This is a genomic window from Aeromicrobium sp. MLTX1, assembly GCF_046452335.1.
Classification (GTDB): domain Bacteria; phylum Actinomycetota; class Actinomycetes; order Propionibacteriales; family Nocardioidaceae; genus Aeromicrobium.
In genome coordinates this window covers 192,843-218,878 of the sequence record NZ_JBKFDN010000001.1, presented here as the reverse complement: position 1 = coordinate 218,878, position 26,036 = coordinate 192,843, and the positions used below count along the sequence as shown (strand labels likewise).

At 72.0% G+C, this 26,036-nt stretch carries 23 protein-coding genes; 14 read left to right on the top strand and 9 right to left on the bottom strand.

Annotated elements, in window-relative coordinates; genetic code table 11:
- Window positions 1-8: 8 nt before the first annotated feature.
- Entirely contained in the window at window positions 9-611 is a 603-nt protein-coding gene (locus ACK99Q_RS01035) for a TetR family transcriptional regulator (protein WP_410184404.1), read from the bottom strand.
- A gap of 89 nt (window positions 612-700) precedes the next feature.
- On the opposite strand from ACK99Q_RS01035, the gene ACK99Q_RS01030 reads away from it, so the two are divergent.
- The 5 genes from ACK99Q_RS01030 (at window position 701) to ACK99Q_RS01010 (ending at window position 13,430) form a co-directional block, all read left to right on the top strand.
- Entirely contained in the window at window positions 701-1,918 is a 1,218-nt protein-coding gene (locus ACK99Q_RS01030) for an acetyl-CoA C-acetyltransferase (RefSeq protein WP_410184403.1), read from the top strand.
- A complete protein-coding gene (locus ACK99Q_RS01025) occupies window positions 1,915-2,670 on the top strand; it encodes an SDR family oxidoreductase (RefSeq protein ID WP_410184402.1) in 756 nt (251 codons plus the stop codon). The genes ACK99Q_RS01030 and ACK99Q_RS01025 overlap by 4 nt, the downstream gene beginning before the upstream one ends.
- A gap of 272 nt (window positions 2,671-2,942) precedes the next feature.
- A complete protein-coding gene (locus tag ACK99Q_RS01020; protein ID WP_410184401.1) occupies window positions 2,943-11,924 on the top strand; it encodes a fatty acid synthase subunit beta domain-containing protein in 8,982 nt (2,993 codons plus the stop codon).
- A complete protein-coding gene (locus ACK99Q_RS01015) occupies window positions 11,921-12,331 on the top strand; it encodes a holo-ACP synthase (protein WP_410184400.1) in 411 nt (136 codons plus the stop codon). The genes ACK99Q_RS01020 and ACK99Q_RS01015 overlap by 4 nt, the downstream gene beginning before the upstream one ends.
- Window positions 12,332-12,464: 133 nt before the next feature.
- Entirely contained in the window at window positions 12,465-13,430 is a 966-nt protein-coding gene (locus ACK99Q_RS01010) for an NAD-dependent epimerase/dehydratase family protein (protein WP_410184399.1), read from the top strand.
- A gap of 78 nt (window positions 13,431-13,508) precedes the next feature.
- Here ACK99Q_RS01010 and ACK99Q_RS01005 read toward each other — a convergent pair whose 3' ends face one another.
- Genes ACK99Q_RS01005 through fabG form a run of 3 tightly spaced genes read right to left on the bottom strand, consistent with a single transcriptional unit; the run spans window position 13,509 to window position 15,947 of the window.
- Window positions 13,509-14,132 carry a TetR/AcrR family transcriptional regulator gene (locus ACK99Q_RS01005; RefSeq protein ID WP_269305531.1) on the bottom strand — a complete coding sequence of 208 codons (624 nt, stop codon included), beginning with the start codon at window positions 14,130-14,132 and terminating at the stop codon, window positions 13,509-13,511.
- A gap of 20 nt (window positions 14,133-14,152) precedes the next feature.
- Window positions 14,153-15,190, bottom strand: a complete 1,038-nt coding sequence (locus tag ACK99Q_RS01000) for a phosphotransferase family protein (protein ID WP_410184398.1) — start codon at window positions 15,188-15,190, stop codon at window positions 14,153-14,155.
- Between the two features lies 1 nt (window position 15,191).
- Entirely contained in the window at window positions 15,192-15,947 is a 756-nt protein-coding gene (fabG, locus tag ACK99Q_RS00995; protein ID WP_410184397.1) for a 3-oxoacyl-ACP reductase FabG, read from the bottom strand.
- A gap of 129 nt (window positions 15,948-16,076) precedes the next feature.
- On the opposite strand from fabG, the gene ACK99Q_RS00990 reads away from it, so the two are divergent.
- The 3 genes from ACK99Q_RS00990 (at window position 16,077) to ACK99Q_RS00980 (ending at window position 18,631) form a co-directional block, all read left to right on the top strand.
- Window positions 16,077-17,585 carry an acyl-CoA carboxylase subunit beta gene (locus tag ACK99Q_RS00990; protein ID WP_410184396.1) on the top strand — a complete coding sequence of 503 codons (1,509 nt, stop codon included), beginning with the start codon at window positions 16,077-16,079 and terminating at the stop codon, window positions 17,583-17,585.
- The gene (locus ACK99Q_RS00985) at window positions 17,582-17,809 is read left to right on the top strand and encodes a biotin/lipoyl-binding carrier protein (RefSeq protein WP_410184395.1); all 228 of its coding nucleotides are present in this window, start codon (window positions 17,582-17,584) and stop codon (window positions 17,807-17,809) included. Before ACK99Q_RS00990 ends, ACK99Q_RS00985 begins: the two co-directional genes overlap by 4 nt.
- Before the next feature lie 120 nt (window positions 17,810-17,929).
- Window positions 17,930-18,631, top strand: coding sequence for a thioesterase family protein (locus tag ACK99Q_RS00980; protein WP_410184394.1), 702 nt, complete (start codon window positions 17,930-17,932; stop codon window positions 18,629-18,631).
- Here ACK99Q_RS00980 and ACK99Q_RS00975 read toward each other — a convergent pair whose 3' ends face one another.
- Together ACK99Q_RS00975 and ACK99Q_RS00970 are read right to left on the bottom strand one after the other, a co-directional pair.
- The gene (locus tag ACK99Q_RS00975) at window positions 18,632-19,024 is read right to left on the bottom strand and encodes a globin (RefSeq protein WP_410184393.1); all 393 of its coding nucleotides are present in this window, start codon (window positions 19,022-19,024) and stop codon (window positions 18,632-18,634) included.
- Entirely contained in the window at window positions 19,021-19,923 is a 903-nt protein-coding gene (locus ACK99Q_RS00970) for a mechanosensitive ion channel family protein (RefSeq protein WP_410184392.1), read from the bottom strand. Before ACK99Q_RS00970 ends, ACK99Q_RS00975 begins: the two co-directional genes overlap by 4 nt.
- Before the next feature lie 56 nt (window positions 19,924-19,979).
- Here ACK99Q_RS00970 and ACK99Q_RS00965 point away from each other — a divergent pair, with 56 nt between their 5' ends.
- The 3 genes from ACK99Q_RS00965 (at window position 19,980) to ACK99Q_RS00955 (ending at window position 21,013) form a co-directional block, all read left to right on the top strand.
- The gene (locus tag ACK99Q_RS00965; RefSeq protein WP_410184391.1) at window positions 19,980-20,306 is read left to right on the top strand and encodes a hypothetical protein; all 327 of its coding nucleotides are present in this window, start codon (window positions 19,980-19,982) and stop codon (window positions 20,304-20,306) included.
- Window positions 20,307-20,308: 2 nt separating this feature from the next.
- Complete coding sequence (locus ACK99Q_RS00960) at window positions 20,309-20,530, top strand: hypothetical protein (RefSeq protein ID WP_410184390.1); 222 nt, start codon at window positions 20,309-20,311, stop codon at window positions 20,528-20,530.
- Window positions 20,531-20,656: 126 nt separating this feature from the next.
- Window positions 20,657-21,013: a histone-like nucleoid-structuring protein Lsr2 gene (locus tag ACK99Q_RS00955; protein WP_410184389.1), complete on the top strand. Its 357-nt coding sequence runs from the start codon at window positions 20,657-20,659 to the stop codon at window positions 21,011-21,013.
- Window positions 21,014-21,031: 18 nt separating this feature from the next.
- Here the strand turns inward: ACK99Q_RS00955 and ACK99Q_RS00950 are convergent, their stop codons facing one another.
- Window positions 21,032-22,066, bottom strand: a complete 1,035-nt coding sequence (locus tag ACK99Q_RS00950; protein WP_410184388.1) for an SGNH hydrolase domain-containing protein — start codon at window positions 22,064-22,066, stop codon at window positions 21,032-21,034.
- Window positions 22,067-22,108: 42 nt separating this feature from the next.
- The gene (locus ACK99Q_RS00945) at window positions 22,109-22,723 is read right to left on the bottom strand and encodes a DUF2510 domain-containing protein (RefSeq protein ID WP_410184387.1); all 615 of its coding nucleotides are present in this window, start codon (window positions 22,721-22,723) and stop codon (window positions 22,109-22,111) included.
- 105 nt (window positions 22,724-22,828) lie between these two features.
- Here ACK99Q_RS00945 and ACK99Q_RS00940 point away from each other — a divergent pair, with 105 nt between their 5' ends.
- Together ACK99Q_RS00940 and phoA are read left to right on the top strand one after the other, a co-directional pair.
- The gene (locus ACK99Q_RS00940) at window positions 22,829-22,975 is read left to right on the top strand and encodes a hypothetical protein (RefSeq protein ID WP_410184386.1); all 147 of its coding nucleotides are present in this window, start codon (window positions 22,829-22,831) and stop codon (window positions 22,973-22,975) included.
- Window positions 22,976-23,049: 74 nt separating this feature from the next.
- The gene (phoA, locus tag ACK99Q_RS00935; RefSeq protein ID WP_410184385.1) at window positions 23,050-24,459 is read left to right on the top strand and encodes an alkaline phosphatase; all 1,410 of its coding nucleotides are present in this window, start codon (window positions 23,050-23,052) and stop codon (window positions 24,457-24,459) included.
- Between the two features lie 57 nt (window positions 24,460-24,516).
- Here phoA and ACK99Q_RS00930 read toward each other — a convergent pair whose 3' ends face one another.
- Window positions 24,517-24,759 carry a hypothetical protein gene (locus ACK99Q_RS00930; protein WP_410184384.1) on the bottom strand — a complete coding sequence of 81 codons (243 nt, stop codon included), beginning with the start codon at window positions 24,757-24,759 and terminating at the stop codon, window positions 24,517-24,519.
- Window positions 24,760-24,920: 161 nt separating this feature from the next.
- Here ACK99Q_RS00930 and prfB point away from each other — a divergent pair, with 161 nt between their 5' ends.
- Window positions 24,921-26,033, top strand: coding sequence for a peptide chain release factor 2 (gene prfB, locus ACK99Q_RS00925; protein WP_410184383.1), 1,113 nt, complete (start codon window positions 24,921-24,923; stop codon window positions 26,031-26,033).
- Window positions 26,034-26,036 lie beyond the last annotated feature (3 nt).

Sequence of the window (26,036 nt, the reverse complement as noted above, 5' to 3'; positions counted from 1 at the left end):
GGCGACGCTCAGGCGGCGCCGACCATCCGCAGCGCCAGCTCGCCGTGGAGCGTCGCGATCTCGTCGGGTGTGGTGGGCCCGTCCGGGTGGTACCAGCGGACGAGGTCGATGCTGAGGGAGAGCAGGGCGAGCGCCGTGCCCTTGAGGTCGGCCACTGTCATGACCTCGGCCGCAACGCCGGCCTCGAGGGCCTCGCGCATGAGCGCCTCGATCGCACGGCGGTACTCGGCGATCTCGGCGCGGTGCTCGGGCGTGAGCGCGTCGAACTCGTACTGGACGATCCGCCCGACGCGGCTGTTGACCGCGTGCCAGCGGCTGAACTCCGCGACCATCGTGCGGGTGCGCTCGGCCGGATCGGACGCCGACTGCGAGGCCTTCTCGATGATCTCGACGGCGCTGCGGTGACCGCGCCGGGAGATCTCGAAGAGGAGCTCCTCCTTGGTGGCGTGGTGCACGTAGACTGCCGCCGGGCTCATGCCCGCACGCGACGCGATGTCGCGGGTCGTGGTGCCGGCGAAGCCCGAGGTCGCGAACGCCTCGACGGCCGCCTCGAGCAGCCGCTCACGCGTCGTGGCGGATCGATCGCGACCGTTCGCGGCGTCGGTGGTCATGGTGGACAGCATGACGCAGGAATGTCACACTAAGCAAGCGCTTAGTCATCGGCGGGTCGCCCCGCCGGCACATTCGAAAGGCCTACATCATGCCCGAAGCAGTCATCGTCTCCACCGCGCGTTCGCCCATCGGTCGCGCCGGCAAGGGGTCCCTCAAGGACATGCGTCCGGACGACCTGACCGTCCAGATGATCGAGGCCGCGCTGGCCAAGGTGCCGGGTCTGGACCGTCGTGACATCACCGACCTGCACCTGGGCGTCGGCCAGCCCGCGGGCGAGGCCGGCCACAACCTGGCGCGCGCCGTGGCCGTGCTGTCGGGCATGGACCACCTGCCGGGCGTGACGGTCAACCGCTACTGCTCCTCCTCGCTGCAGACCACCCGCATGGCGTTCCACGCGATCAAGGCCGGCGAGGGCGACGCGTTCATCTCCGCCGGCGTCGAGACCGTCAGCCGCTTCGGCAACGGCTTCGCCGACATCCCGGGCACCGAGAACCCGCTGTTCTCCGAGGCCATCGCCCGCACCGCCAAGCGCGCCGAGGGCGGCGCCGACACGTGGGTCGACCCGCGTGGCAACAGCGAGCTGCCCGACCTCTACATCGCGATGGGCCAGACGGCCGAGAATGTCGCGCAGCACCTGGGGATGAGCCGCCAGGAGCAGGACGAGTTCGCCGTCCGCAGCCAGAACCTCACCGAGCAGCGCATCGAGGAGGGCTTCTGGGCCAAGGACATCACCGAGGTCAGGCTGCCCGACGGCACGACCGTGAACAAGGACGACGGCCCGCGCGCGGGCACCACGCTGGAGGCCGTCAGCAGCCTCAAGCCGGTGTTCCGTCCCGACGGCACCGTCACCGCCGGCAACGCCTGCCCGCTCAACGACGGCGCCGCCGCCGTGGTGATCATGTCCGACACGAAGGCCAAGGAGCTGGGCCTGACCCCGCTCGCGCGCATCGTGTCCACGGCCGTGACCGGCCTGTCGCCCGAGATCATGGGCCTGGGCCCGGTCGAGGCGATCCCCGCCGCGCTGAAGAACGCCGGCATGGGCATCGATGACATCGACCTGTACGAGATCAACGAGGCCTTCGCCGTCCAGGCGTGGGGCTCGGCGCGTGAGCTCGGCATCCCGATGGACAAGCTGAACGTCAACGGCGGCGCCATCGCGGTCGGCCACCCGTTCGGCATGACGGGCGCCCGCATCACATCCACGCTGATCAACTCGCTGCAGTGGCACGACAAGCAGTTCGGCGTCGAGTCCATGTGCGTCGGCGGTGGCATGGGCATGGCCATGGTCCTGGAGCGCCTCTCGTGACCGAGGGTCGCTTCGCCGGCAAGGTCGCGATCGTCACGGGCGCGTCGCGCGGCATCGGCCTCGGGGTCGCGCAGCGCCTCGTGGCCGACGGCGCGAAGGTCGTCATCACGGCGCGCAAGACCGAGGCCCTCGAGGCCGCGGTCGCCGAGCTCGGTCCCGACAACGCGGCCTACGTCGCGGGCGCGGCCGACGACGCCGCGCACCAGGACGAGACGATCGCGAAGGCCGTGGAGCAGTTCGGCGGGCTGGACTTCCTGGTGAACAACACCGGGATCAACCCGACGTACGGCCCCATGATCGAGATGGACCTCAACGCGGGTCGCAAGATCTTCGAGGTCAACGTGCTCGCCGCGGTGTCGTGGGCGCAGAAGGCGTACAACACCTCGCTGAAGGACCACGGCGGTGCGATCGTCAACATCGCGTCGGTCGCCGGTCTCAAGCCCGCACCGATGATCGGCATGTACGGCGCCTCGAAGGCCGCGGTCATTCACGTCACGCAGGAGCTCTCGCTCGAGCTGGCCCCGAACGTGCGCGTGAACGCGGTCGCCCCCGCCGTCGTGAAGACCCGGTTCGCCGGCGCGCTGTACGAGGGTCGGGAGGAGGAGGTCGCCTCGGCGTACCCCCTGAAGCGTCTGGGCCTGCCCGAGGACATCGCGGGCGTCACGACGTTCCTGCTCTCGCAGGACGCGGCCTGGATGACCGGCCAGTGCCTCACGGTGGACGGCGGACTGCTGCTCACCGGCGGCGTCTGACCACCGACTGAGACGAGGGGCCCCGGGATCTCGATTCCGGGGCCCTTCGCCGTGCATTTGCGAAATCCTGCACATAACCACCGTCTGGTGACGGTCTGGGGGAGATCTTGTCCCCAGTTGTGAACAATCCTGTGTGCAACTGAAAGTTACATATCGCCTGAACCCCTCCCGTCACACCTGTCGCGCGCCGTCCGCGGCGGTGTGATCTAAAACATGAGGAAACCCTCGGATCAAAGATGAGGAAAGCCTCATGTTTGTGTCACGATAGGGGAATGACGACGCTCGACACCTCCGTGTTCCACGCGCCCTCCACGCGCGACCGCCGCACCGACAGCCTCCTCGACGACCTCCGCTCCGGCACGCCGTGGGCCCTGGTCCTCGGAGGTCAGGGCGGCGACTGGCTGACGCCGCTCGCCGACCTCGTCCGCGACTTCGCGCTCGACGCGGAGGTCGCCGACCTCGTCCGCCGCTCCGACCGGCTGCTCGCGCCCGTCGCCCCCGAGCTCGCCCGGGCCGGCGTCGCCTTCGATCCCGTCGCGTGGGTCGACGTCCTGGCGGTCGGGGAGTCCGCCGAGGACGACGACGCGCCCGGCCTGCCCGCGGGTGCCGACGTCACCGCACCGGCCGCCTCGGTCCCCGGCATCACGCTGGCCCAGCTGGCCGGCCTCCACGCCCTCGCCCGCCAGGGCCTCGACGTGACCGCGCACCCGCCGGTCGCCGTCGCCGGTCACTCGCAGGGCGTGCTCGCCGCCGAGGCGCTCGCCGGCGTGCCCGAGGTCGAGGTGCTCGCGCTGGCCCGCCTCATCGGCACCGCCGCCCAGCTCGTCGGCCGACGCCGCGGCCTGCTCGGCCGCACGATGCTCGCCGTCTCGGGAGTCGTCCCCGAGCGCGTCGCCGAGCTCGTGGAGGGCACCGGCGCCGTCTGCCACATCCGCAACGGCCGACGCGCCGTCGTCCTGTCGGGCCCTGCCGCGGCCCTCGACGCGGCCACCGCCCGCCTCGAGCAGGAGGCCGCCCGCGAGAAGGACGAGCGCGACCGCAAGGTCACCGGAGGCGCCCCGTTCTCGCCCGTCATCGAGCCGGTCGAGTCCTCGGTGGCGTTCCACCACCCCGACCTCGCCGAGACCACCGAGCTCGTGGCCGGCTGGGCCGCCCGCATCGGCATCGACGCCGAGCACGCCCGCAGTGCCACCCAGCGCGCGATCGTCGACCCGGTCGACTGGGTCGCCTCGATCACCTCCGCGCTGGACGCCGGCGCCGAGTGGGTCCTCGACCTCGGCCCCGCCGACCTCGCCTCGCGCCTGAGCGCCACCGAGACCAAGGTGCGCGGCGCCGGCCTCGTCGCGCCCACGACGCGTCGCGGCCACCGCGAGCTCACCATCACCGGCGCCAAGCCCGCGCGCCCCGTGGCCTGGTCGGCGTTCGCGCCGCGCCTCGTGACGCTGCCCGACGGCTCGACCGCCGTCGAGACCGGCTTCACCCGCGCCACCGGCAAGTCGCCGATCCTGCTCGCCGGCATGACGCCGACGACCGTGGACGCGCCGATCGTCGCCGCGGCGGCCAACGCCGGCTTCTGGGCCGAGCTCGCCGGCGGCGGTCAGGTGACCGAGGAGATCTTCGAGGCGCGCGTCGCCGAGCTCGACGGCCTGCTCGACGAGGGAGCGACCTACCAGTTCAACTCGCTCTTCCTCGACCCCTACCTGTGGCGCCTGCAGCTGGGTCAGAACCGCCTCGTGCAGCGCGCCCGCGCCGCCGGAGCCCCGATCGACGCCGTCATCGTCACGGCCGGCATCCCCGAGCTCGACGAGGCCGTCGCGCTCGTCGACGAGCTCACCGAGGCCGGCATCGAGCACGTCGTGTTCAAGCCCGGCACCGTGCGCCAGATCCGCGAGGTCCTCGCGATCGCCAAGAAGGTCGATCGCACGGTGATCGTGCAGGTCGAGGGCGGTCGCGCCGGTGGCCACCACTCGTGGGAGGACCTGGACGACCTGATCCTGGCCACCTACGGCGAGCTGCGCGCGCAGTCGAACGTCGTCCTGTGCGTCGGCGGCGGCATCGGCACCGCCGAGGCCTCGGCCGCGTGGCTGACCGGCACGTGGGCCCAGCGCCACGGCTTCCCCGACATGCCCGTCGACGGCATCCTCGTCGGCACCGCCGCCATGGCGACCCTCGAGGCCACGACGGCCCCCGAGGTCAAGCAGATGCTCGTCGAGACGCGCGGCACCGGCGCCTGGGTGGGCGCGGGCACCGCGAAGAACGGCATGGCCTCGGGCCGCAGCCAGCTCGGCGCCGACATCCACGAGATCGACAACACCGCCTCGCGCACCGGCCGCCTCCTCGACGAGGTCGCCGGCGACGCCGACGCCGTGGCCGCCCGCCGCGACGAGATCGTCGAGGCGCTCGACCGCACGGCGAAGCCGTACTTCGGCGATGTCGCCACGATGACCTACGCCCAGTGGCTGGGCCGGTTCGTCGAGCTCTCCGGCACGGCCGCCGACGGCTCGCCGCAGTGGCTCGACGTGTCGCTGCGCGACCGCTTCCACGCGATGCTCCAGCGCGCCGAGGCCCGCCTGGCCACGCAGGACCGCGGCGAGATCGCGACGCTGTTCCCCGAGGCGTCCGACGTCGAGGACGGCCCCGCCGCCCTCGCCCGCCTGATCGACGCGCACGCCGACGCCGCGTCGGTGACGCTGCACCCGGCCGACGAGGCCTTCTTCGTCGAGGTCTGCCGCCGCGCCGGCAAGCCGGTCAACTTCGTGCCCGTCATCGACGCCGACGTGCGCCGCTGGTGGCGCTCGGACTCGCTGTGGCAGGCGCACGACCCGCGCTACGGCGCCGACGAGGTCTGCATCATCCCCGGCACCGCGAGCGTCGCCGGCATCACGCGGGTCGACGAGCCCGTCGCCGAGCTGCTCCAGCGCTTCGAGGACGCCGCGGTCGACGCCCTGCTCGCCTCGGGCCGTGCGCCCCAGCGCGTGCCCGGCCGTCGCCGTGAGGGCGACGCGCGCCTGTCCTCGCCGCTCGCGGTCGTCCTGGCCGCGCCCGACGTGGCGTGGGCCGGCCGCACGGTCACGAACCCCGTCCAGCGCCTCGGCGCCGAGTGGGTGCTGACCTCCGCCGACACCGCCGAGCAGGCCGCCACCGGCGCTCGCCTGTCCACCGCGGGCGACTCGGCCGTCGACCTGACCGTGCCGCTGGGCCAGGGCCGCGACCTGACCCTGCGCCTCGAGGTCCCGGCCGGCGCGGCCCGCGGCCACGCCCCGGTCGTCTCCACCGACGCCGCCGTCGCCGCCATGGCCCAGATCGTCAGCGGCGCCGTCGCCGGCGAGCTGCCCGAGGTCTCCGACGGCGTCGCCCACCTCGACGTCGACTGGGACCCGGACCTCGCCGCCGACCACGCCGCCGTCAGTGCGGGCCCGCTCGTGCTGGGCCGCCACCGCGTGCCCGACGTGCTCGTGGGTCTCGCCTGGCCGGCCGTGTTCGCCGTCATCGGCGCCGCCCGCAACGCCGACGGCCTGCCGGTCGTCGAGGGCATGCTCGACCTCGTTCACCTCGACCACGCGATCACCACGCAGGCCCTGCCCGCCGAGCGCACCCCGCTCGCGGTCCGCGCCGCGCTGGTGGACGTGGAGGAGTCGCAGTACGGCCGCGTCGTCACCGTCGACGTCACGGTCGGCGACGTCGCCACGATGCGCGAGCGGTTCGCCATCCGCGGCCGCACGGGCGCGGCGGCGCTCGCCGACCCGGCGCGCGCCGGTGGCGCCCTGGGCGACGACGAGCTCAAGGACACCCCGCGCCGCACGCGCGCCAAGGTGACCGTGACCGCCCCGTCCGACCTCGGCGCCTTCGCCGCGGTCACGGGCGACCACAACCCGATCCACACGAGCGTCGCCGCCGCCCGCCTCGCGGGCCTGGGCGAGCCGATCGTCCACGGCATGTGGACCTCGGCCGCCGCGCAGCACGCCGTGGCCGTCGAGACCGGCCGCCGCATCGCCGGCTGGACGACGCGCTTCATGGCGCCCGTCCGCCCCGGTGCCGACGTCGAGATCCGCGCCGACCGCGTGGGACTCTCGCACGGCCGCGAGGTGCTCGACGTGACCGTGCGCGCCGACGGCGAGATCGTCATGGCCGCCTCGGCCGTGCTCGACGCGCCGCGCACCGCCTACGCCTTCCCGGGCCAGGGCATCCAGAGCCCCGGCATGGGCATGGCCGGCTACCAGCGCTGCCCTGCGGCGCGCGAGGTCTGGGACCGCGCCGACAAGCACACGCGGGCGGCCCTCGGCTTCTCGATCCTCACGGTCGTGCGCGACAACCCGACCGAGCTGACCGTCCGCGGCGTCACGCACCACCACCCCGAGGGCGTGCTCTACCTGACGCAGTTCACGCAGGTCGCGATGGCCGTGCTGGGCGCCGCCCAGATGGCCGAGCTCCGTGAGGGCGGCGCGTTCGTCGACGGCGCGGTGCTGGCCGGCCACTCGGTGGGCGAGTACAACGCGCTCGCCGCGGTCTCGGGCGTCATCAGCCTCGAGGCCGTCGTGGAGGTCGTCTTCCAGCGCGGCTCCGTCATGCACACACTGGTCCCGCGCGACGAGAAGGGCCGCAGCGACTACCGCCTCGCGGCCATCCGTCCCTCGCAGATCGGCCTGGCCGACGACGAGGTCACGGACTACGTCGAGGGCGTCGGCGAGGCGTCGGGCGAGTTCCTGCAGATCGTGAACTACAACCTGCGCGGCTCGCAGTACGCGATCGCCGGCACGGTGCGGGGACTCGAGGCGCTGGAGAAGGACGTGGCCGAGCGCCGCGAGCGCTTCGGCGGCAAGGCCGCGTTCATCCTCGTGCCCGGCATCGACGTGCCGTTCCACAGCCGTGTGCTGCACGGCGGCGTGCCGGACTTCCGCCACAAGCTGCAGGACCTCCTGCCGCCCACGATCGACCCGTCGATCCTCGAGGGCCGGTACGTTCCGAACCTCGTGCCGCGGCCGTTCAGCCTCGACGAGGAGTTCATCCGCGAGGTCGAGCAGTACGTCGGCACCACGGTCCCGCGGTCGGAGGACCCGGGCCGCCTGTGCCGCGACCTGCTGATCGAGCTGCTGGCCTGGCAGTTCGCCAGCCCCGTGCGCTGGATCGAGACGCAGGACCTCATGTTCACCCCCGTGGAGGAGGGCGGCCTGGGCGTCGAGCGCTTCGTCGAGGTCGGCGTCGGCTCGGCCCCGACCGTCGCGAACCTCGCCTCGGGCACGCTCAAGCTGCCCGGCTACCCGCGTGTCGAGGTGCTCAACGTCGAGCGCGACGCCGCGGCCGTCTACGGCACCGACGAGGACCCGGCGCCCGTGGAGGACGACGCCCCCGAGGCTCCCAAGGCGAGCGCCACCGAGCCGGCGCCGCAGGCCGCTCCGGCCGCGGCTCCCGCCGGCGGACCGGCCACGCAGACCGCCGCCGACCTGCCGTTCTCGGCGGCCGACGCGACCCGCGTGCTCATCGCCTGGTGGACGAAGCTGCGTCTCGACCAGCTCGGCGCGGCCGACACGATCGAGTCGCTGACCGACGGCGCCTCCAGCCGCCGCAACCAGCTGCTGATCGACCTCGGCGGCGAGCTCTCGCTCGGCGCGATCGACGGCGCCGCGGAGGCCGACCTCACCACCCTCGGTGGTCAGGTCGACGCTCTCGCGCGCACCTACAAGCCCTTCGGCCCCGTCCTGGGCGAGGCCTTCGGCGACCACCTCAAGAAGGTGCTCGGCCCGACGGGTCGCAAGCAGTCGGCGGTCGCCGAGCGCGTCTCCGGTGCGTGGCAGCTCGGTGCCGGCTGGGCGTCGCACGTCCTGGCCGAGCTGGCCATGGTCACCCGCGAGGGCCAGAGCGTCCGCGGCGGCGCGTTCGGCGAGGCGTCCATCGCCTCGGCCGGCGACGTCGACGCGGCGATCGACGCCGCGGTCCAGGCGGTGGCCGCGCGCCACGGCGTGACGGTGCAGATGCCGTCGGCCGGCGGTGGCGACGGCGCCACGATCGACGCGGCGGCGCTCGGCGAGTTCACGGCGGCCATCAACGGTCGCGACGGCGTGCTGGCCTCGGCCGCGCGCCTCGTGCTCGAGCACCTCGACCTGGTCGACGTGCCCGAGGCCGTCGAGCCCGACGAGCAGGCGGCCGCGGTCGTCGAGCGCGTCGAGGCCGAGCTGGGCTCGGACTGGATCAAGGCCACGGCGGGCGTCTTCGACGCCGAGCACGCCGTCGTCCTGGACGACCGCTGGGCGTCGGCACGCGAGGACCTGGCGCGCCTGGCCCACGGGGACGAGGTCACGGGCTCCTTCGCGGGCACCGGCGAGGTCGTCGCCAAGCAGGCCGAGCACTGGCTCTCGCGGACCGGCGACGAGCGCTTCGCCCGCATCGCCGAGGACGCCCGCGACACCACGCCGGGAGCGTTCGCCGGCGAGGTCGCGGTCGTGACCGGTGCCGCCGACGGCTCCATCGCGGGGTCCGTCGTGGGCGAGCTGCTCGCCGGCGGCGCCACGGTCGTGGCGACCACCTCGTCGCTCGCGCCGCGGAAGCTCGCGTTCTTCAAGGACCTCTACCGCCGCTCGGCTCGCGCCGGCGCGACGCTGTGGGTCGTCCCCGCCAACCTGGCGTCGTTCGCCGACGTGGACGCGCTGGTCGAGTGGATCGGGGCCGAGCAGTCCCGCACCGCCGCCGGCGTCACGACGGTGTCGAAGCCGTCGCTGACCCCGACCCTGCTGGTGCCGTTCGCGGCCGGCCGGGTCATGGGCGACGCGACCGAGGCCGGCCCGCGCGCCGAGCTCGAGATGCGCATCCTGCTGTGGTCGGTGGAGCGACTCGTCGGCGCGCTGTCGTCGTCGGTCACTGACCGCAACCTCGACGCGCGCCTGCACGTGCTGCTGCCGGGCTCGCCCAACCGCGGCATGTTCGGTGGCGACGGCGCCTACGGCGAGGCCAAGGCCGCGCTCGACGCGCTCGTCACGAAGTGGGGCTCGGAGAAGCGCTGGGCCGACAAGGTCACGCTGGCCCACGCCATCATCGGCTGGGTCCGCGGCACGGGCCTCATGGGCGGCAACGACCCGCTGGTCGAGGCCGTCGAGGCCGCCGGCGTCCGCACCTGGTCGCCCGACGAGATGGCCGCCGCGCTGCTCGAGGCCTGCACGCCCGGGGCCCGCGTCCGCGCGACCGAGGGTCCGCTGACGCTCGACCTCACCGGTGGTCTCGGCGAGGCCGACCTCGACATGAAGGCCCTCGCCGGCCAGGTCGTGCTCGAGAAGGACGAGGCCTCGTCCGACGACACCGCGACGATCCCGGCGCTGCCCGCGCCGCCGTCGCGCCTCGACCGGGTCGAGACGCCCGAGTGGGCCGAGGTCACCGCCCGCCCCGAGGACCTCGTGGTCATTGTCGGCGCCGGCGAACTGGGCCCGTACGGCTCGGCGCGCACGCGCTTCGAGATGGAGGTCGAGGACACCCTCTCGGCCGCCGGCGTGCTGGAGCTGGCGTGGTCCACGGGCCTCCTGAGCTGGGACGCGACGAACCGAGGCTGGTACGACGCCGAGTCCGGCGAGGCCGTGCCCGAGCACGAGATCGCCGACCGCTACGAGGACGCCGTCCGCGAGCGGGTCGGCGTGCGCCGGTACGCCGACGACGGCGACATGGTCGACAACAGCGCCCCGCTGCTGGCGTCGGTCTACCTCGACCAGGACCTGACCTTCACGGTCTCGGGTCAGGCGGAGGCGCAGGCCATGCGCGACGCCGACCCCGAGCACACCGTGATCGCGCAGGACGCCGAGGGCGAGTGGACCGTGACCCGCAAGGCGGGCACGCAGGTCCGCGTGCCGCGCAAGATGAAGCTGACCCGCACGGTCGGCGGCCAGATCCCGACGGGCTTCGACCCGACGGTGTGGGGCGTGCCGGCCGAGATGGTCGAGGCCGTCGACCGCGTGGCGCTGTGGAACCTCGTCTGCACCGTGGACGCGTTCCTCTCGTCGGGCTTCACCCCGTCCGAGCTGATGCGCTGGACCCACCCGACGCTGGTCGCCAACACGCAGGGCACCGGCATGGGCGGCATGACGTCGATGCACTCGCTGTACATCGACACGCTGCTGGGCGAGGCGAAGCCGAACGACATCCTGCAGGAGGCGCTGCCGAACGTCATCGCCGCGCACGTGGTGCAGTCCTACGTGGGCAGCTACGGCGCGATGGTGCACCCGGTCGCCGCCTGCGCCACGACCGCCGTGTCGGTCGAGGAGGGCGTCGACAAGATCCGCCTGAACAAGGCCGAGTTCGTCGTGGCCGGTGGCTTCGACGACCTCTCGGTCGAGGGCATCGTGGGCTTCGGCGACATGTCGGCCACCGCGGACTCCGCGGCGATGGCCGCCAAGGGCCTCGAGGACCGCTACTTCAGCCGGGCCAACGACCGCCGCTACGGCGGGTTCGTGGAGTCACAGGGTGGCGGCACGATCCTGCTCGCCCGCGGCGACCTGGCCGCGCGGATGGGCCTGCCGGTGCTGGGCGTCGTCGCCTACGCGGCGTCGTTCGCCGACGGCGTGCACACCTCGATCCCGGCGCCGGGCCTCGGTGCCCTGGCCGCGGGCCGCGGTGGGCGCGAGTCGCAACTGGCGCGGTCGCTGTCCGCGCTCGGCGTGGGCGCCGATGACATCGGCGTGCTGTCCAAGCACGACACGTCGACGGGCGTCAACGAGCGCAACGAGTCCGAGCTGCACGAGCGGCTCGCGGCGGCGCTGGGTCGCTCCGACGGCAACCCGCTGTACGTCATGAGCCAGAAGTCGCTCACGGGTCACGCGAAGGGCGGCGCCGCGGCGTTCCAGCTCATCGGCCTGTGCCAGGTGCTGGAGGGTGGCGTCGTGCCGCCGAACCGGAGCCTGGACTGCGTCATGGACGACCTGGCGGAGCACGAGCACCTCGTGTGGCTGCGCGAGCCGCTGGCGACCGGTCCGCTCAAGGCGGGCCTGCTGACCAGCCTCGGCTTCGGTCACGTGGCCGGCCTCATCGCCGTCGTCCACGCGCAGGCGTTCGTGGAGTCGCTGGCGGCCGACGAGCGCGACCGCTACCTCGAGGCGGCGGAGCGTCGCCGCATCGAGGGCCGCACGCGCCTCGTGGACGCCATGTACGGAGGCGACGCGCTGTACCGGCGCCCGGCGGACCGCCGCCTGGGCGACTCGGGCGTGCGGGAGCGCGAGGCCGCGCTGCTGCTCGACGACAGCGGTCGCCTCGGCGAGGACGGGGTGTACGCGTGCCGGTGATCGGCACGGGGATCGACCTCGTGGACGTGCCCGCGTTCGCCGAGCAGCATCGGCAGCCGGGTACCCGCGCGGGCAGCGCCTTCACTGCTGCCGAGCGCCGCGACGCCCGGAGCTCTCCTTCTGGCTCCGGGCGTCGCACCCCCGATCAGGAGCTGGCGTCCCTGGCGGCCCGCTGGGCCGCCAAGGAGGCGTTCATCAAGGCTTGGTCGGAGTCGCTGTGGGGGAGCCCGCCTCCCGTCGGCGAGCACGTGCACGACCAGATCGAGATCATCCGCGACGCGTGGGGCCGCCCCCGCATCCGCCTCCTCGGCGAGGTCGCGAAGCACCTCGAGGACGTCACGGTGCACGTCAGCCTCAGCCACGACGGCCCCGCCGCGATCGCCGTCGTCACGCTGTCCCGCCCATGACGAGATGTGCTCCTGATTCCACCTTTCAGCACGTCTGAGACGTCGAAAAGGGAGCACATCTCGGGGGCGGCGGGGATTGCGCCGTCGGCGAACAGGCCTTCCCGCCGCGCGGCGGTGAGGGTTGGCTGGGGCGATGGAGCTCCTGGTGCTGGGCGGTACCGCGTTCCTCGGTCGTGAGGTCGCGCGGACGGCGCTCGCGCGGGGGCACCGCGTCACGTGCGCGGCCCGCGGCTCGTCCGCGCCGCCTGAGGGTGCCGCCTTCGTGCGCGTGGATCGCGACGAGGAGGACGGCCTCGCGCCACTCGCCGGCCGCCGGTGGGACGACGTGGTCGACGTGGCGCGCCAGCCCGGCCACGTGCGGCGCGCGGTGCGCGACATCGAGGCCGACCACCGTGTCTTCGTCTCCAGCGGCAACGCGTACGCCGACTTCTCCTCGATCGAGCAGTCCGAGGACGCCGCCACGCTGTCGCCGCTCGAGGCCGACACGATGACCTCGGACGAGGACTACGGTGCGGCGAAGGTGGCCTGCGAGCAGGCCGTGCTGGCAGCGGGTCCGGCGGCCGTGGTGCGCTCGGGCCTCATCGCCGGACCGGGGGACTGGTCGGGCCGCACGGGCTACTGGCCGTGGCGGTTCGCGCACCCGGTCGGCCCGGAGGTCGTGGTGCCCGACGACCTCGACTTCCCCTGCGCGATGATCGACGTCCGCGACCTCGCGGCCTGGATCGTCGACCTCGCGGAGCGGCAGGTCGAGGGCGTCCTCAACGCCACGGGCCCGACCACCGACCTGCGCTCGTTGCTCGACGTGGCGGCCCGGGTGGCGGGCTCGTCGGCGCGCCCGCGACCCGTGCCGGTCGAGCGCCTGCGCGAGCTCGGGATCGGCCACTGGATGGGACCGGCGTCGCTGCCGCTGTGGATCGACGATCCCGAGTGGCGCAGCTTCGCCACCCTGGACACGCGTCGCGCCCGCGCCGAGGGCCTGGTCACCCGGCCGCTCGAGGACACGCTGGCCGACACGCTCGCGTGGGAGGAGACCCGCACCGAGCCGCGCCGCTGCGGCCTCACCGACGACGAGGAGCGCCGCGTCCTGGCCGCCCTCTGACGAGATGTGCTCCTATTTCGACCTTTCAGACGTGCTGAAAGGTCGAAATAGGAGCACATCTCGGGAGGGGCGGTCGGCTTAGGTGGCGCCGGCCTCGGCGGCCAGCAGGTAGGTGCCCAGGAGGCGCTTGAGCTCGATGATGGCCTCGGCGTGCTCCTGCAGGTCGCGCACCGAGAAGTTGAGCATCGAGTAGGACATGTGCACGAGGACCTCGGCCATGATCTTGCGGCGCTCGCGCGGGGTGCCGGGGGTCAGTGGCGCGAGCACGTGGGCGACGCGGGCCGCGAGCTGCTGCTCGGTGACCTCGGCGGTCGCGCGGGTGATCGGCGTGGACTGCACGGCGTACCAGACCGCGCTGCGCGACGGGTCGTTCAGCCACAGCGCGGCCATGTGGTCGACCAGCCGGTCGAGCAGCACGAGCCAGTCGAGCGTGGGCAGCTCGGACGCGAGCTTGTCCAGCTCGGACTGGATCGCGACGGCGTTCTGGCGGTCGAGCTCGCACACGATCACGTACTTGTTCGCGAAGAACTGGTACAGGGTGCCGATGGGCAGTCCGGCGCGCTGAGCGACCTCCTCGCACGTGAACGACTCGAAGCCTGCTTCGAGCAGCACGTCGCGCGACGCCTGGAGCAGGCTGTCGAACTTGACCTTGCTGCGCTCCTGCGTGGGACGCCGGCGAGGTTCGAGGATCTGGGCCGTCACGCGCGCCAGACTACCCTTACTTACTTGGAAGTAGCCGCAAGTCCGTGCTGGACGAGCGGATCGATCATCGCGCCGATCCCGTCGAAGCCCGAGCCGACGGTCTGGCCGGCGGAGTGGCGGAAGTGGATGCCCTCGAGGATCACGGCCAGCTTGAAGTAGGCCAGACCCAGGTGGAACCCGAGCTCGCTGACGTCGCGACCCGAGCGCTTCGCGTACCGCTCGACCGACTCGTCGGGGGAGAGGTAGCCGGGCGCCTGGGGCGCGTCGGTGACCTGACCGCTCGACGGTCCGGCGTCCAGGGCCAGGTGCTGGTAGGCCAGCATGACGGCCACGTCGGTCAGCGGATCGCCGAGCGTGCTCATCTCCCAGTCCAGGACCGTGGTGATGCGGTCGCCGTCCTCGGTGTCCACCAGCACGTTGTCGAGGCGGTAGTCGCCGTGGACGATCGTGCTCTCGCCGGTCTCGGGGACCGAGGCGGTGAGTCGGTCGGCCAGCTCGTCGATGCCGTCGATCTCGCGCGAGCGCGAGGAGTCGAGCTGCTTCTTCCACCGCGCGACCTGCCGGGTGAGGTAGCCGTCCGGGCGACCGAAGTCGCCCAGGCCGACCGCCTGGTAGTCCACCGCGTGCAGGTCGGCGAGGGTGTCGACGAGGCGCTCGGTGACGGCGCGGGTGCGCTCGGCTCCGATCACTTCGAGGTCGGACGCCCGCTGGAAGGCGGTGCCCGACATGCGCTCCATGACGTAGAACTTCGCGCCGATGACCGACTCGTCGGTGCACTCGGCGATCATCCGCGGAACGGGCACGGCGGTGCCGGCCAGCGCCGCCATCACGCGGTGCTCGCGGCCCATGTCGTGGGCGGTGGCCAGCACGTGGCCCAGCGGCGGACGGCGCACGATCACGTCACGCTCGCCGTTGGTGACGGCGTACGTGAGGTTGGACTTGCCACCGGTGATCAGGCTGGCGCTGAGCGCCCCCGGGAGCTCCCCGGGGGCCTCGGCGTCCAGCCACGTGCGCAGTGCCTCGAGGTCGAGGCCCTTGACGACGTCAGGAGCGGTCACGTCAGTCCTTCGGTCCGCCGGCGACGTAGATGACCTGGCCCGACACGAAGCCGGCGGCCTCGCCGCACAGGAACGCCGCGGTGTTCGCGATGTCCTCGGGCTGGCCGACGCGCTGCACCGGGATCTCCTTCGAGGCGTACTCGATGAAGTCGTCGAACGGCACGCCGATGCGCTCGGCGGTCGCGGCGGTCATGTCGGTCTGGATGAAGCCCGGGGCGATCGCGTTGGCGGTCACGCCGTACTTGCCCAGCTCGATGGCGAGGGTCTTGGTGAAGCCCTGCAGGCCGGCCTTGGCGGCCGAGTAGTTCGCCTGGCCGCGGTTGCCCAGCGCCGAGGTGCTCGACAGGTTGACGATGCGGCCGTACTTGGCCTCGGTCATGTGCTTCTGGACGGCCTTCGTCATGAGGAACGAGCCCTTGAGGTGCACGTCCATGACCAGGTCCCAGTCGTCGGTGGTCATCTTGAACAGCAGGTTGTCGCGGATGACGCCGGCGTTGTTGACCAGCACGGTCGGCGCGCCGAGCTCCTCGGCGACCTTGGTCACGGCCGCCTCGACGGCGTCGGCGTCGGCCACGTTGGCGCCGACGGCGAGGGCCTGGCCACCGTTCGCGACGATCTCGTCGACGACGGTCTGGCAGGCGGCCTCGTCGAGGTCGAGGACGGCGACCTTGAAGCCGTCGGCGGCGAATCGCTTGGCGATGCCGGCGCCGATGCCACGGGCGGCTCCGGTGATGATGGCGGTACGGGGTTCGGACACGTAGGTCTCCTCGGTTGTCTAAGCGCTTGCTTAGTCACCGTATCGCACGCCCTCGTGGTGCGAAAGGTCACATCGAAAACACGCCGAAGGAATATGAGGGAATCCTCACGTTTGGTCTATAGTCGAGGAATGCCTCATGTTTCGGACGACCGGCTGACGACCCAGACGACCGCCCCGGAGTCGGCCCCGCGCGCCGGCCTCGACACCCGACGCCGCGAGCGCTTCGCTCGCGTCGAGCCCCGCGGAGCCCGCGTGCACACCGCACGCGAGCGCGCCGAGCTCCTCCTCGACGAGGGCACCTTCGTCGAGCTCGCCCCGCTGCGCGCCGCCACCCCGGGCGCCGGCAGCGGCGTGGTGACCGGATGGGGCCTGGTCGACGGCCGCCCCGTCGTCGTGGCCTGCCATGACGCCGCCATCGCGTCCGGCGCCATCGGCGCCGTGATGGCCGAGGCGATCTGCCGCGCCCAGCGGTTCGCGATCGATCGCGGCTTCCCGATCGTCTACGTCAACGACTCCGGCGGCGCCCGCGTGCCCGACGGCATCCTCGCCCTGCACGGCTGCGGCGAGATCTTCGCGCTCAACGTGGAGGCCCAGCAGCGCATCCCGCAGATCTCGGTGATCCTCGGCCCGTGCGCCGGCGCCGCGGCCTACTCGCCCGCGCTGACCGACTGGACCGTCATGGTCAAGGGCCACGGCCACATGTTCCTGACCGGCCCCGACATCGTCCGCGCGGCCACCGGCGAGGACGCCACCGCCGACGAGATCGGTGGCTCGGGCATGCACACCCGCACGAGCGGCGTGGCGCACCTCGAGGTCGAGACCGAGGTCGAGGCCCTCCAGTCGGTCCGCCACCTGCTGTCGTACCTGCCCTCGAACGCCGACGCCCCGCTGCCGGTGACCGCCCCCGTGCCGGTCAACCCGATCGCCGCCGAGGCGCTGCCGACCGTGGTGCCCGAGAAGGCCAGCGTCGTCTTCGACATGCACCAGGTCATCGACGGGGTGCTCGACAACGGCGCCCGCCTCGAGCTCTCGCCCGAGTACTCCGGCAGCGCGCTGACGCTGTTCGGCCGGATCGACGGCCGCCCCGTGGGCGTCGTCGCCAACCAGCCCGCCGTCCGCGGCGGCATCCTCGACTCGAAGAACTCGGTCAAGATCGCCCGCTTCGTGGAGTTCTGCGGCCGCTTCGGCATCCCGATCGTCACGCTCGTCGACGTGCCCGGCTTCCTGCCCGGCACGGTCGAGGAGGGCCGCGGCATCATCACGCAGGGCGCGAAGGTGCTGAAGGCCTACGTCGAGGCGAAGAAGTCGATGCGCCTGACCGTCGTGGTGCGCAAGGCCTACGGCGGCGCCTACATCGCGATGGGCTCGACCTCGCTCGGCGCCGACCACGCGTGGGCCTGGTCCAACGCCGAGATCGCCGTGATGGGCCCCGGCGGCGCCGTGGCGCTGCTGCACCGTCGCGCGCTCGCCGCCGCGGAGGACCCCGCCGTGCTGCGCGACGAGCTGGCCGCCGACTACCGCGAGAACGTCGCCCGGCCGTACGTCGCGGCGGAGAACGGCATCATCGAGGACGTCATCCACCCCGAGGAGACGCGCGAGCGCCTCGCCGCCTCGCTGCGCCTGCTGGAGCACGCGTGATCGACGCCAAGGCCGAGATCGTCGGCAACGTGTGGAAGATCCTCGCCCGTGAGGGCGACCAGGTCGGCCCCGGCGACACGCTCGTCATCATCGAGTCGATGAAGATGGAGATCCCCGTCGTCGCGCCGGCCCACGGCCACGTCGCGAGCATCCTCGTCTCGGAGGGCCAGATCGTCCAGGAGGGCGACTCCGTCGTCGAGATCGACGACACGCTCGGTGCCTGACGGTTTCCCCGGTTACGTGGGTTTCCTGTCACTTCCCGGGGGTTGCGAACCCCGGTCAGTGAGGGCGAACCCACGTAACCGGGGAATCTGTCATCCCGGGCGCCGTGGCAGGATGCGCGGGTGACCGAGTACCGACACGAGATCCCGATGCGGTGGGCCGACCTCGACTCGCTCAACCACGTCAACAACGTCGTCTACCTCAAGTACGCCGAGAACGCGCGAGCCGCGATCCCGCAGCTGCCTCCTGGTCCGATCGGCGCGATGAACATCCAGTTCAAGCGCCCGATGCTGCTGGGCAAGCGTCCGGTCGTGGTCACCAGCCGCGTCGAGGCCGACGCCGTGCACCAGGTCATCGGCGTCGAGGGCTCGGACGCCGAATTCGCCACCGTCGACGTCGCGTACGGCGCCCTCGCGCCCGAGGAGCGGCTCAACACCGCGGCCCAGCCCGGCTCGATCGCGCTGCGCCACACCGACCTCGACGCCGCCGGGCTCGTCAACGAGGCGCAGGTCTTCGAGCTCTTCCAGGAGACGCGCGTGCCGTTCATCAACGGCGTCCTCACGCGCCTCACGCCGGGCAACTTCGTGGTCGCCCACGTGGAGGCGCGCTACCACCGCCCGATCCCGGCGCAGGCGCGCCTGCAGTCCGCCGCACGCGTGGGCCGGGTCGGCAACGCCTCGTTCACGATCGAGGCCCAGCTCGGCGCTGACGGCGTCGCCTTCGCCTCGTCGCTGGCGGTGTTGGTGGGCTTCGACGCCGCGACGCAGTCGTCCCGTCCGTTCAGCGATCGCGAGAAGGAGTCGCTCGCGGCCGCGATGTCCTGATCAGCTCGGCGAGTTGATCATGAAGTTGGCGGCGTGCTGCGCGTACGCCCAGAACTGGGCGTCGTGCTCGGGGGCGAGCCGCGCCGCGTCGAGACCCTCGCGGAAGTGCTTCAGCCAGCGGTCGCGCGCGTCCTCGGTGACCGCGTAGGGCGCGTGACGCATCCGCAGCCGCGGGTGACCGCGACGCTGCGAGTACTCGGTGGGGCCGCCCCAGTACTGCTCGAGGAACATCGTCAGCCGCTCGGCCGCAGGACCGAGGTCCTCCTCGGGATACATCGGCTTGAGCACCTCGTCCTGCGCGACGCCCTGGTAGAAGACGTCCACGATCAGCTCGATCGTGGCGCGGCCGCCGATGGCCTCGTAGAAGGTCTCCTGCGCAGGTGATTCGGTCATGCGGTTCCTCCCGAGGGCGGAAGTGTGGTGGAGGGGATGCGGATGCCGTTCTCGTCGAAGCGGCGCAGCACGCGACTGCGCAGCGCGCGACCCACGTCGGCCTGGTGCAGGGGAGCGGTCTTCAGGACCGTGCGCACGACCGCGCCGTCCTTGTCGAACCGCTCGACGCCCCACACCTCGGGCTCCTCGATGATGACGGCGGACAGGGTGGAGTCGGTGAACAGTCCGTGGGCCTCCTCGCGCAGGATCTGCTGCACGAGCTCGAGGTCGGAGTCGTAGGCGACCGTCACGTCGAGCACGGTGCGCGCCCACTCCTGGCTGTGGTTGCCGACGCGCAGGATCTCGCCGTTGCGGACGTACCAGACGGTGCCGTTCACGTCGCGCAGCCGCGTGACGCGCAGGCCCACCGCCTCGACCGTGCCGACGGCCTCGCCGACGTCGACCGCGTCGCCGACGCCGTACTGGTCCTCGAGGATCATGAAGATGCCCGAGAGGAAGTCCTTCACCAGCGTCTGCGCGCCGAAGCCGAGCGCCACGCCCGCGACGCCGGCGCCGGTGAGCAGCGGGGCGATCGGCAGGCCGAAGACGCCGAGCACCATGACGAACGCGATGCTCCAGATGACGCCCGAGGCGATGCTTCGCAGCAGCGACCCCATCGTCTCGGCGCGCTGGCGACGGCGCTCGCTCGAGCCGTTGCGCAGGTCGGCCAGGAAGACGCCGGCCTTCGAGTTCGCCAGGACTCCCGGCACGGCGCCCTTCGCGGCTCGCCCGGTCAGCCGGTTGATGAAGCGGTGCGCGAGCCATCGCATGGCGATCGCGATGAGCACGATGAGCAGGGCTCGCCCGGGCACGTCGAGCAGCCACGCCACGACGTCCTCGGGGGTCCATGTCCAATCCACCCCTCAACCCTACGGGTGAGCGGTCAGGCCCAGATGGTGGCCGATACCATGGCTCCATGAGCCTCGCCCGAGTGATCACCGCCGTCACCGCCGCCCTGCTCGCCGTCGTCGCCGCCGCGACCCCGGCCATGGCCAGCACCGCCCCCGACTCCGACTCCTGGCCGGTCGACGAGAACGCCCTGTCCACGATCGAGTGGATCGGCGTGTTCATCGGCGGCACCGCGCTGGTGTACGTCGTCATCTGGGTCCTCGCGATGGCCGTCAATGCCAAGAGCAAGCACCACGTCCCGGTGATCCCGCCGGAGACCGCGACGGACGGCCACGACATCGAGGCCACGCAGCGCATGCCGCTCCCCGCCGCCGAGGGCACCCCGAAGCACTGATCGTGGTCGAGGACGCCCGCGACCGGTTCGCCGAGGACGTCTTCACCCATCGCGTGACGCAGGACGGCACGGTCCTCATCGGCTGGCAGGGTCGCACCGTGACCACGGTGTCCGGCCGCGCCGCCGAGCGGCTCGTCGCGCGCCTCGCGTCGGCGGACCGTCGCGAGGTCCAGCACCTGCTCGCGCGGGCGACGGGAAACTTCAAGCGCGGCAATGAGCGCTGAATTCTCATTTCTCGGAATATCGATATCGATGAGCCGACTTTCTCGTGTTCTCTGTCGATAAGGTGAATTCGACGACGGAATGACATTTCCGTCGAAATAGGGAATTCACGGCGAAAGGCAGAAACCATGGCGCAGCGCGTGGTCACCATTCTCTCCAGCGACATCTCCGGCAAGGAGATCGAGGACGGCAAGGGTGAGACCGTCTCCTTCGCGCTCGACGGCACCGCCTACGAGATCGACCTGACGACGAAGGAGGCCGACGAGCTGCGGTCCTCCCTCGCCACCTACATCAAGGCCGGACGGAAGACCACGACCCGTTCGTCGGCGTCCTCCTCCCGTCGCGGCAGCACCGGCAGCGGCTCGGGCCGGTCGCCCGAGGAGCTCGCGCACGTGCGTGCCTGGGCCAAGGAGAACGGCCACCAGGTGAACGAGCGCGGCCGGATCAAGAAGGAGATCCTCGACGCTTTCGACGCCGCCAACTGAGCGCTCTCGCCTCCGCCGTCAGCGGATGATCCGCATCGCCCGGAACTTGCCGGTGATGACGGGGGCGAGCGTCTTGGAGTAGGTCACCGTGATGTGCGTGTGGTCGCGGTAGACGTTCGCGCCGCCGATCACGGCCGGGCAGAAGCCCCGCTTGCAGAACCGGGGGCGCAGGTCGAGCGCGGTGGCACCCCGCGTCTTCTTCGCGGTCAGCAGGAACGGGTCGCGGTGCAGTCCGGCCTTCGTCGAGACGCCGCACTTCCTCGCGCCGCGCGTCGCGCCGTACTTCACGAGGCACTTCTGCGGCTCGCGCTTGAGGCGCGGGTTGTCGCTGATCGCGATCACGCGCACGCCCCGCTTGATCACCGGTCGCCACAGGTCGCGCATCTTGATGACCTGGGACTTCGCGCTGCCCGAGACCTGACGCGCGTAGCCGGTGGTCACGACGACGTCAGTGGTCCGCGCCTGCTTCAGGAGCCACCGCTGGAGGTTCTTTCGGTAGAGCGTGCAGGGGCGGATGCGGGACGTGTCGGGGTGGTTGACGCGGGAGGTCGTCCACGAGCACGAGCCGCGCACCTGGGCCTCGAGCGAGATGTGACCGGCCTCGGCCATCTCCACGAAGGCGGGCATGAGGGCCCGCGCGTGCGAGTCGCCGACCAGGATCACGTGAGGACGTCCGGCGGCGCGGGTGCCGAACGTGCAGCCGCGGTTGAGGCGGATCTGCTGGACGCCCGTCTGGTAGCACTCCTTGCCCGGATAGCGGGCCGTCTCGCGCTTGGCGATGCCCGGTCTCGGGATCAGCCTTCCCTTGAGCGCCGGGTTGTGGCACCGCTTCGTGGCCATCGACGCGGCGCCGAAGCACCGGGGCGTCGCGGCGGCCACCCGGACGGCGGCGGGAGCGGGAGCGACGACGGTCGCGGCCACGGGAGCGGTGGCCGCCGACGTGGACGACTTCGAGCGCTGGCCGGTGGACTCGGACACGGCGAGGAGCGCTCCGGCGCCCAGCACCGCCGACGCGACCAGCGCGATGCGGATCCGACGGTGCCCCCACGTCATGTGACCACCATCACCCGGACGGCCTCGGGCCGCAAGTGCGGATCAGTCGCTGGAGTCCAGCTTCCACCGGCCGTCCTGGCGCACGAGCGTGTAGGTCTCGACCGAGGACACGTCGTGGCGCTCGTCGTCCAGGCCGACCCAGCCGGAGTCCTCGACCACGAGGATCCCCACGGGTCCGAAGCGCATGCCCCACACCGGGTCGCCGCCCCGCATCACCGGCGGGCGCGAGGCGAGGAGGGCGCAGGTGAACGGCTCGTCGTACAGGTCGTCGCGGAAGCTGCTGGTCGTGACCTCCTCGAGAGCGGCGCAGTCGCGCGTCTGATCGGCGCGCACGAAGTCGGCGTAGGTCCGCTCCAGCGGGTCGGGATCGAACCCGCCCGCGTTCCAGGCCGCCACGGCCGACAGGGCGCCCACGAGCGCCGCGATCACGAAGACGATCGGCAGGATCCACACGAGCCTCGAGCGCTTGACCGGGACGAGGTCCTCCCGTCGGACCTGGGGGCGCGGCGGCGCGACGGGCTGCTGGGGCACCCGCGGCGGGCCGGCCTGCGCCAGGGGAGCGGTGTGCTGGGTCCACTGCGAGCCGTCGTACCAGCGCAGCTGCCCGTGGCCGTCGTCGTACCAGCCGGGCGGGGTGATCGGCCTGGGAGCGTCCATGACCCCCATCATGCCGCGTGAGGGTCCACCGTCGGCCGACCGATCGCCGCGCACTCTTCCGGCCGGGTTCACCACGGGTTCACCCCGATCGGCTGCGCTGGTGTCATGAACCGCTTCACGTGGCAACAGGCCAGGCGCACCGCGCTCGTGCTCTCGTGCGCGACGTTCTTCACGACCGTCACGGTCATCGGCCAGGTCGCCGACCCCGGCCCGGCTCCCGACCCCACCCACCGACTCGCCCAGGCGCGCTGACGCGTGCCCGACTGGACCGCCGGACTTCCTCCGCGGTTCACCCGCCCGTCACCGCGGGGCGCTGGGCTGGGGCCATGAACCTACGCACCAGCACGCGCAGCGTGCTCGTCCTCGGCACCGCCTCACTGCTTCTCGGGGGAGCAGTGGTCGGATCGGTGGCCACGGCCGAGCGCGACCTCAGCCGCCACGGCGGCGCGACCCGCCTCTCCGGCGACCAGACGCAGGCCGTCAAGAAGGCCATCGACGGCGGTCGACCGGACAACGTCATCCTCATCATCGGCGACGGCATGGGCGACTCGGAGATCACCAGCGCCCGCAACTACGTCCACGGTGCCGCAGGCCGGTTCCCCGGCCTGGACGCCCTGCCGCTCACCGGCCAGTACACGACCTACTCGCTCACCAAGGACGGCAAGCCCGACTACGTGCCGGACTCGGCGGCGACCGGGTCGGCCTGGGCGACGGGCACCAAGACCTACGACAACGCCGTGAGCGTCGACATCCACGGCAAGCCCCAGCGGACGCTGCTGGAGCTGGCGAAGCGCTCCGGGTACAGGACCGGCAACGTCTCCACCGCCGAGCTGCAGGACGCGACGCCGGCGGTGCAGGTCGCGCACGTCACCGCGCGCAGCTGCTACGGCCCCACTGCGACCACCAAGACCTGCCCGACCAACGCCAAGGAGAACGGTGGCGCCGGCAGCATCACCGAGCAGCTGATCGACACCCGCCCGGACGTCAGCCTCGGCGGCGGTGCGACCACGTTCGCCGAGACCGCGACCGCCGGCCGTTGGCAGGGCCGCACGTTGCGCGAGCAGGCGCAGCAGCGCGGCTACCGCCTCGTCGACGACCTCGCCTCGCTGTCGAAGGTCAGGAAGGCCGACCAGGACGAGCCGCTGCTCGGCCTCTTCGCCCCCGGCAACTTCCCCGTGCGCTGGACCGGCCCGGCCGCCACGGCCGACGGCGGCACGAGGGCCCCGGTCGCGTGCACCGAGAACCCGGCGCGCACGGCCTCGCTGCCGAGCCTGGCCGACATGACCGAGAAGTCGATCGAGCTGCTCGACCGCAAGGGCCGCAAGGGCTTCTTCCTCCAGGTCGAGGGCGCCAGCATCGACAAGCGCAACCACTCCTCGGACGCCTGCGGCCAGATCGGCGAGACGCTCGACCTCGACGAGGCCGTGAAGGTCGCGCTGGACTATGCGAAGAAGGACAAGAACACGACGGTGATCGTCACCGCTGACCACGCCCACACGAGCCAGATCGTGGAGGCGGGCTCGACGACGCCCGGCGCGACGGTGAACCTGCTGACGCGCGACGGTCAGCCGATGACCATCAACTACGCGACGAGCGCCGCGGCCGGCTCGCAGCAGCACACCGGCTCGCAGCTGCGCATCGCCGCGTACGGGCCGCGCGCCGCCAACGTGGTGGGCCTGACCGACCAGACCGACGTGTTCTTCACGATCCGCGACGCCCTGCGACTGGGGAGGTAGGGCGCCGGACGAAGCAGCGGCGGGTCGCCTCCCTCGAGACGGCCCGCCGCTGGCGTGTCAGGCGGACAGCTCGGCGAGCGACAGGTCCCACGTGGGGTCCAGGGCCACCTCGCGCCACGGGTCGTCCGCCCCGCATGCGGCGATCACCAGCCGGGCGGCCACGGCGGCGACCGCCGCCGAGGCGACGAGCAGCACGAGGCTCCCCGGCAGGCCGAGTGCCTCGACGTGCGGCACGAGCCCGAAGGCGAGGAATCCCAGCTCGCCGCCCGCAGCAGTGGCGGCGATGCGCTCGTTCGTCATGGCGTCTCCGATTCGGTGATCGACTCCCTCGGTCGATGATCATGCCGGTCGACTTCGCTGAATGTGACGTGAATCACTTTGGATACCGACGGTTTCTGAAACCGCGCGTCGGGACGGCGGTCGAGGACCCCGGGCTTCGCGCGCAGCGGTAACCTCGACAGGTGGCCACCACGGACCTGAACGACCGGATCAAACAGCTCGGCGCGACGCTGACGTCGATCGAGCGCGTGCTCGACCTGCCCAAGATGGAGGCCGAGATCGCCGACCTCCAGGAGCAGGTGGGCGCCCCCGACCTCTGGGACGACCAGGCCAACGCGCAGCGGGTCACCGGGCGACTGTCGGCCCTGCAGGCCGAGAGCGAGCGCGTCGCCAACCTGCGCCAGCGGCTCGAGGACGTCGAGGTCCTGCTCGAGCTCGGTGCCGAGGAGGGCGACGCCGACTCGCTCGCCGAGGCCGAGGCCGAGGTCAACCGCCTGGCGAACTCCATCGACAGCCTCGAGGTGCGCACGCTGCTCTCGGGCGAGTACGACGAGCGCGAGGCCCTCGTGACGATCCGCTCCGGCGCGGGCGGCGTCGACGCCGCGGACTTCGCCGAGATGCTCCAGCGCATGTACATCCGCTGGTCCGAGCGCCACAAGTACCCCGTCGAGATCTACGACACCAGCTACGCGGAGGAGGCGGGGCTCAAGTCCACGACCTTCGCGATCCGCGCCCCCTACGCCTACGGCACGCTGTCGGTCGAGGCCGGAACGCACCGCCTCGTGCGCATCAGCCCGTTCGACAACCAGGGCCGCCGGCAGACCTCGTTCGCCGCGGTCGAGGTCGTCCCGGTGCTCGAGGAGACCGACAACATCGAGATCCCCGAAGACGAGGTGCGCGTCGACGTCTACCGCTCCAGCGGACCCGGCGGCCAGAGCGTGAACACCACCGACTCGGCGGTGCGCCTGACCCACATCCCCACCGGTGTGGTCGTCAGCTGCCAGAACGAGAAGAGCCAGCTGCAGAACAAGGCCAGCGCGATGGTGATCCTCAAGGCGAAGCTGCTCGCGCTGAAGAAGGCCGAGGAGCGCGCCCACCTCGACGAGCTGCGCGGCGACGTGCAGGCGTCCTGGGGCGACCAGATGCGCAACTACGTGCTCAACCCGTACCAGCTCGTCAAGGACCTGCGCACCGAATACGAGACCGGCAACACCCAGGCGGTCCTCGACGGCGAGATCGACGAGTTCATCGAGGCCGGCATCCGCTGGCGCCGGAACCAGTCCACCGCGGCCTGATCC

Bases quoted from the DNA above. Each gene is read 5' to 3' on its own strand.
- ACK99Q_RS01035 (WP_410184404.1), bottom strand. From the start codon at position 611: ATGACCACCGACGCCGCGAACGGTCGCGATCGATCCGCCACGACGCGT.
- ACK99Q_RS01030 (WP_410184403.1), top strand. From the start codon at position 701: ATGCCCGAAGCAGTCATCGTCTCCACCGCGCGTTCGCCCATCGGTCGC.
- ACK99Q_RS01020 (WP_410184401.1), top strand. From the start codon at position 2,943: ATGACGACGCTCGACACCTCCGTGTTCCACGCGCCCTCCACGCGCGAC.
- ACK99Q_RS01010 (WP_410184399.1), top strand. From the start codon at position 12,465: ATGGAGCTCCTGGTGCTGGGCGGTACCGCGTTCCTCGGTCGTGAGGTC.
- ACK99Q_RS00990 (WP_410184396.1), top strand. From the start codon at position 16,077: ATGCCTCATGTTTCGGACGACCGGCTGACGACCCAGACGACCGCCCCG.
- ACK99Q_RS00975 (WP_410184393.1), bottom strand. From the start codon at position 19,024: ATGACCGAATCACCTGCGCAGGAGACCTTCTACGAGGCCATCGGCGGC.
- ACK99Q_RS00965 (WP_410184391.1), top strand. From the start codon at position 19,980: ATGAGCCTCGCCCGAGTGATCACCGCCGTCACCGCCGCCCTGCTCGCC.
- ACK99Q_RS00955 (WP_410184389.1), top strand. From the start codon at position 20,657: ATGGCGCAGCGCGTGGTCACCATTCTCTCCAGCGACATCTCCGGCAAG.
- ACK99Q_RS00950 (WP_410184388.1), bottom strand. From the start codon at position 22,066: ATGACGTGGGGGCACCGTCGGATCCGCATCGCGCTGGTCGCGTCGGCG.
- ACK99Q_RS00945 (WP_410184387.1), bottom strand. From the start codon at position 22,723: ATGGACGCTCCCAGGCCGATCACCCCGCCCGGCTGGTACGACGACGGC.
- ACK99Q_RS00940 (WP_410184386.1), top strand. From the start codon at position 22,829: ATGAACCGCTTCACGTGGCAACAGGCCAGGCGCACCGCGCTCGTGCTC.
- phoA (WP_410184385.1), top strand. From the start codon at position 23,050: ATGAACCTACGCACCAGCACGCGCAGCGTGCTCGTCCTCGGCACCGCC.
- ACK99Q_RS00930 (WP_410184384.1), bottom strand. From the start codon at position 24,759: ATGACGAACGAGCGCATCGCCGCCACTGCTGCGGGCGGCGAGCTGGGA.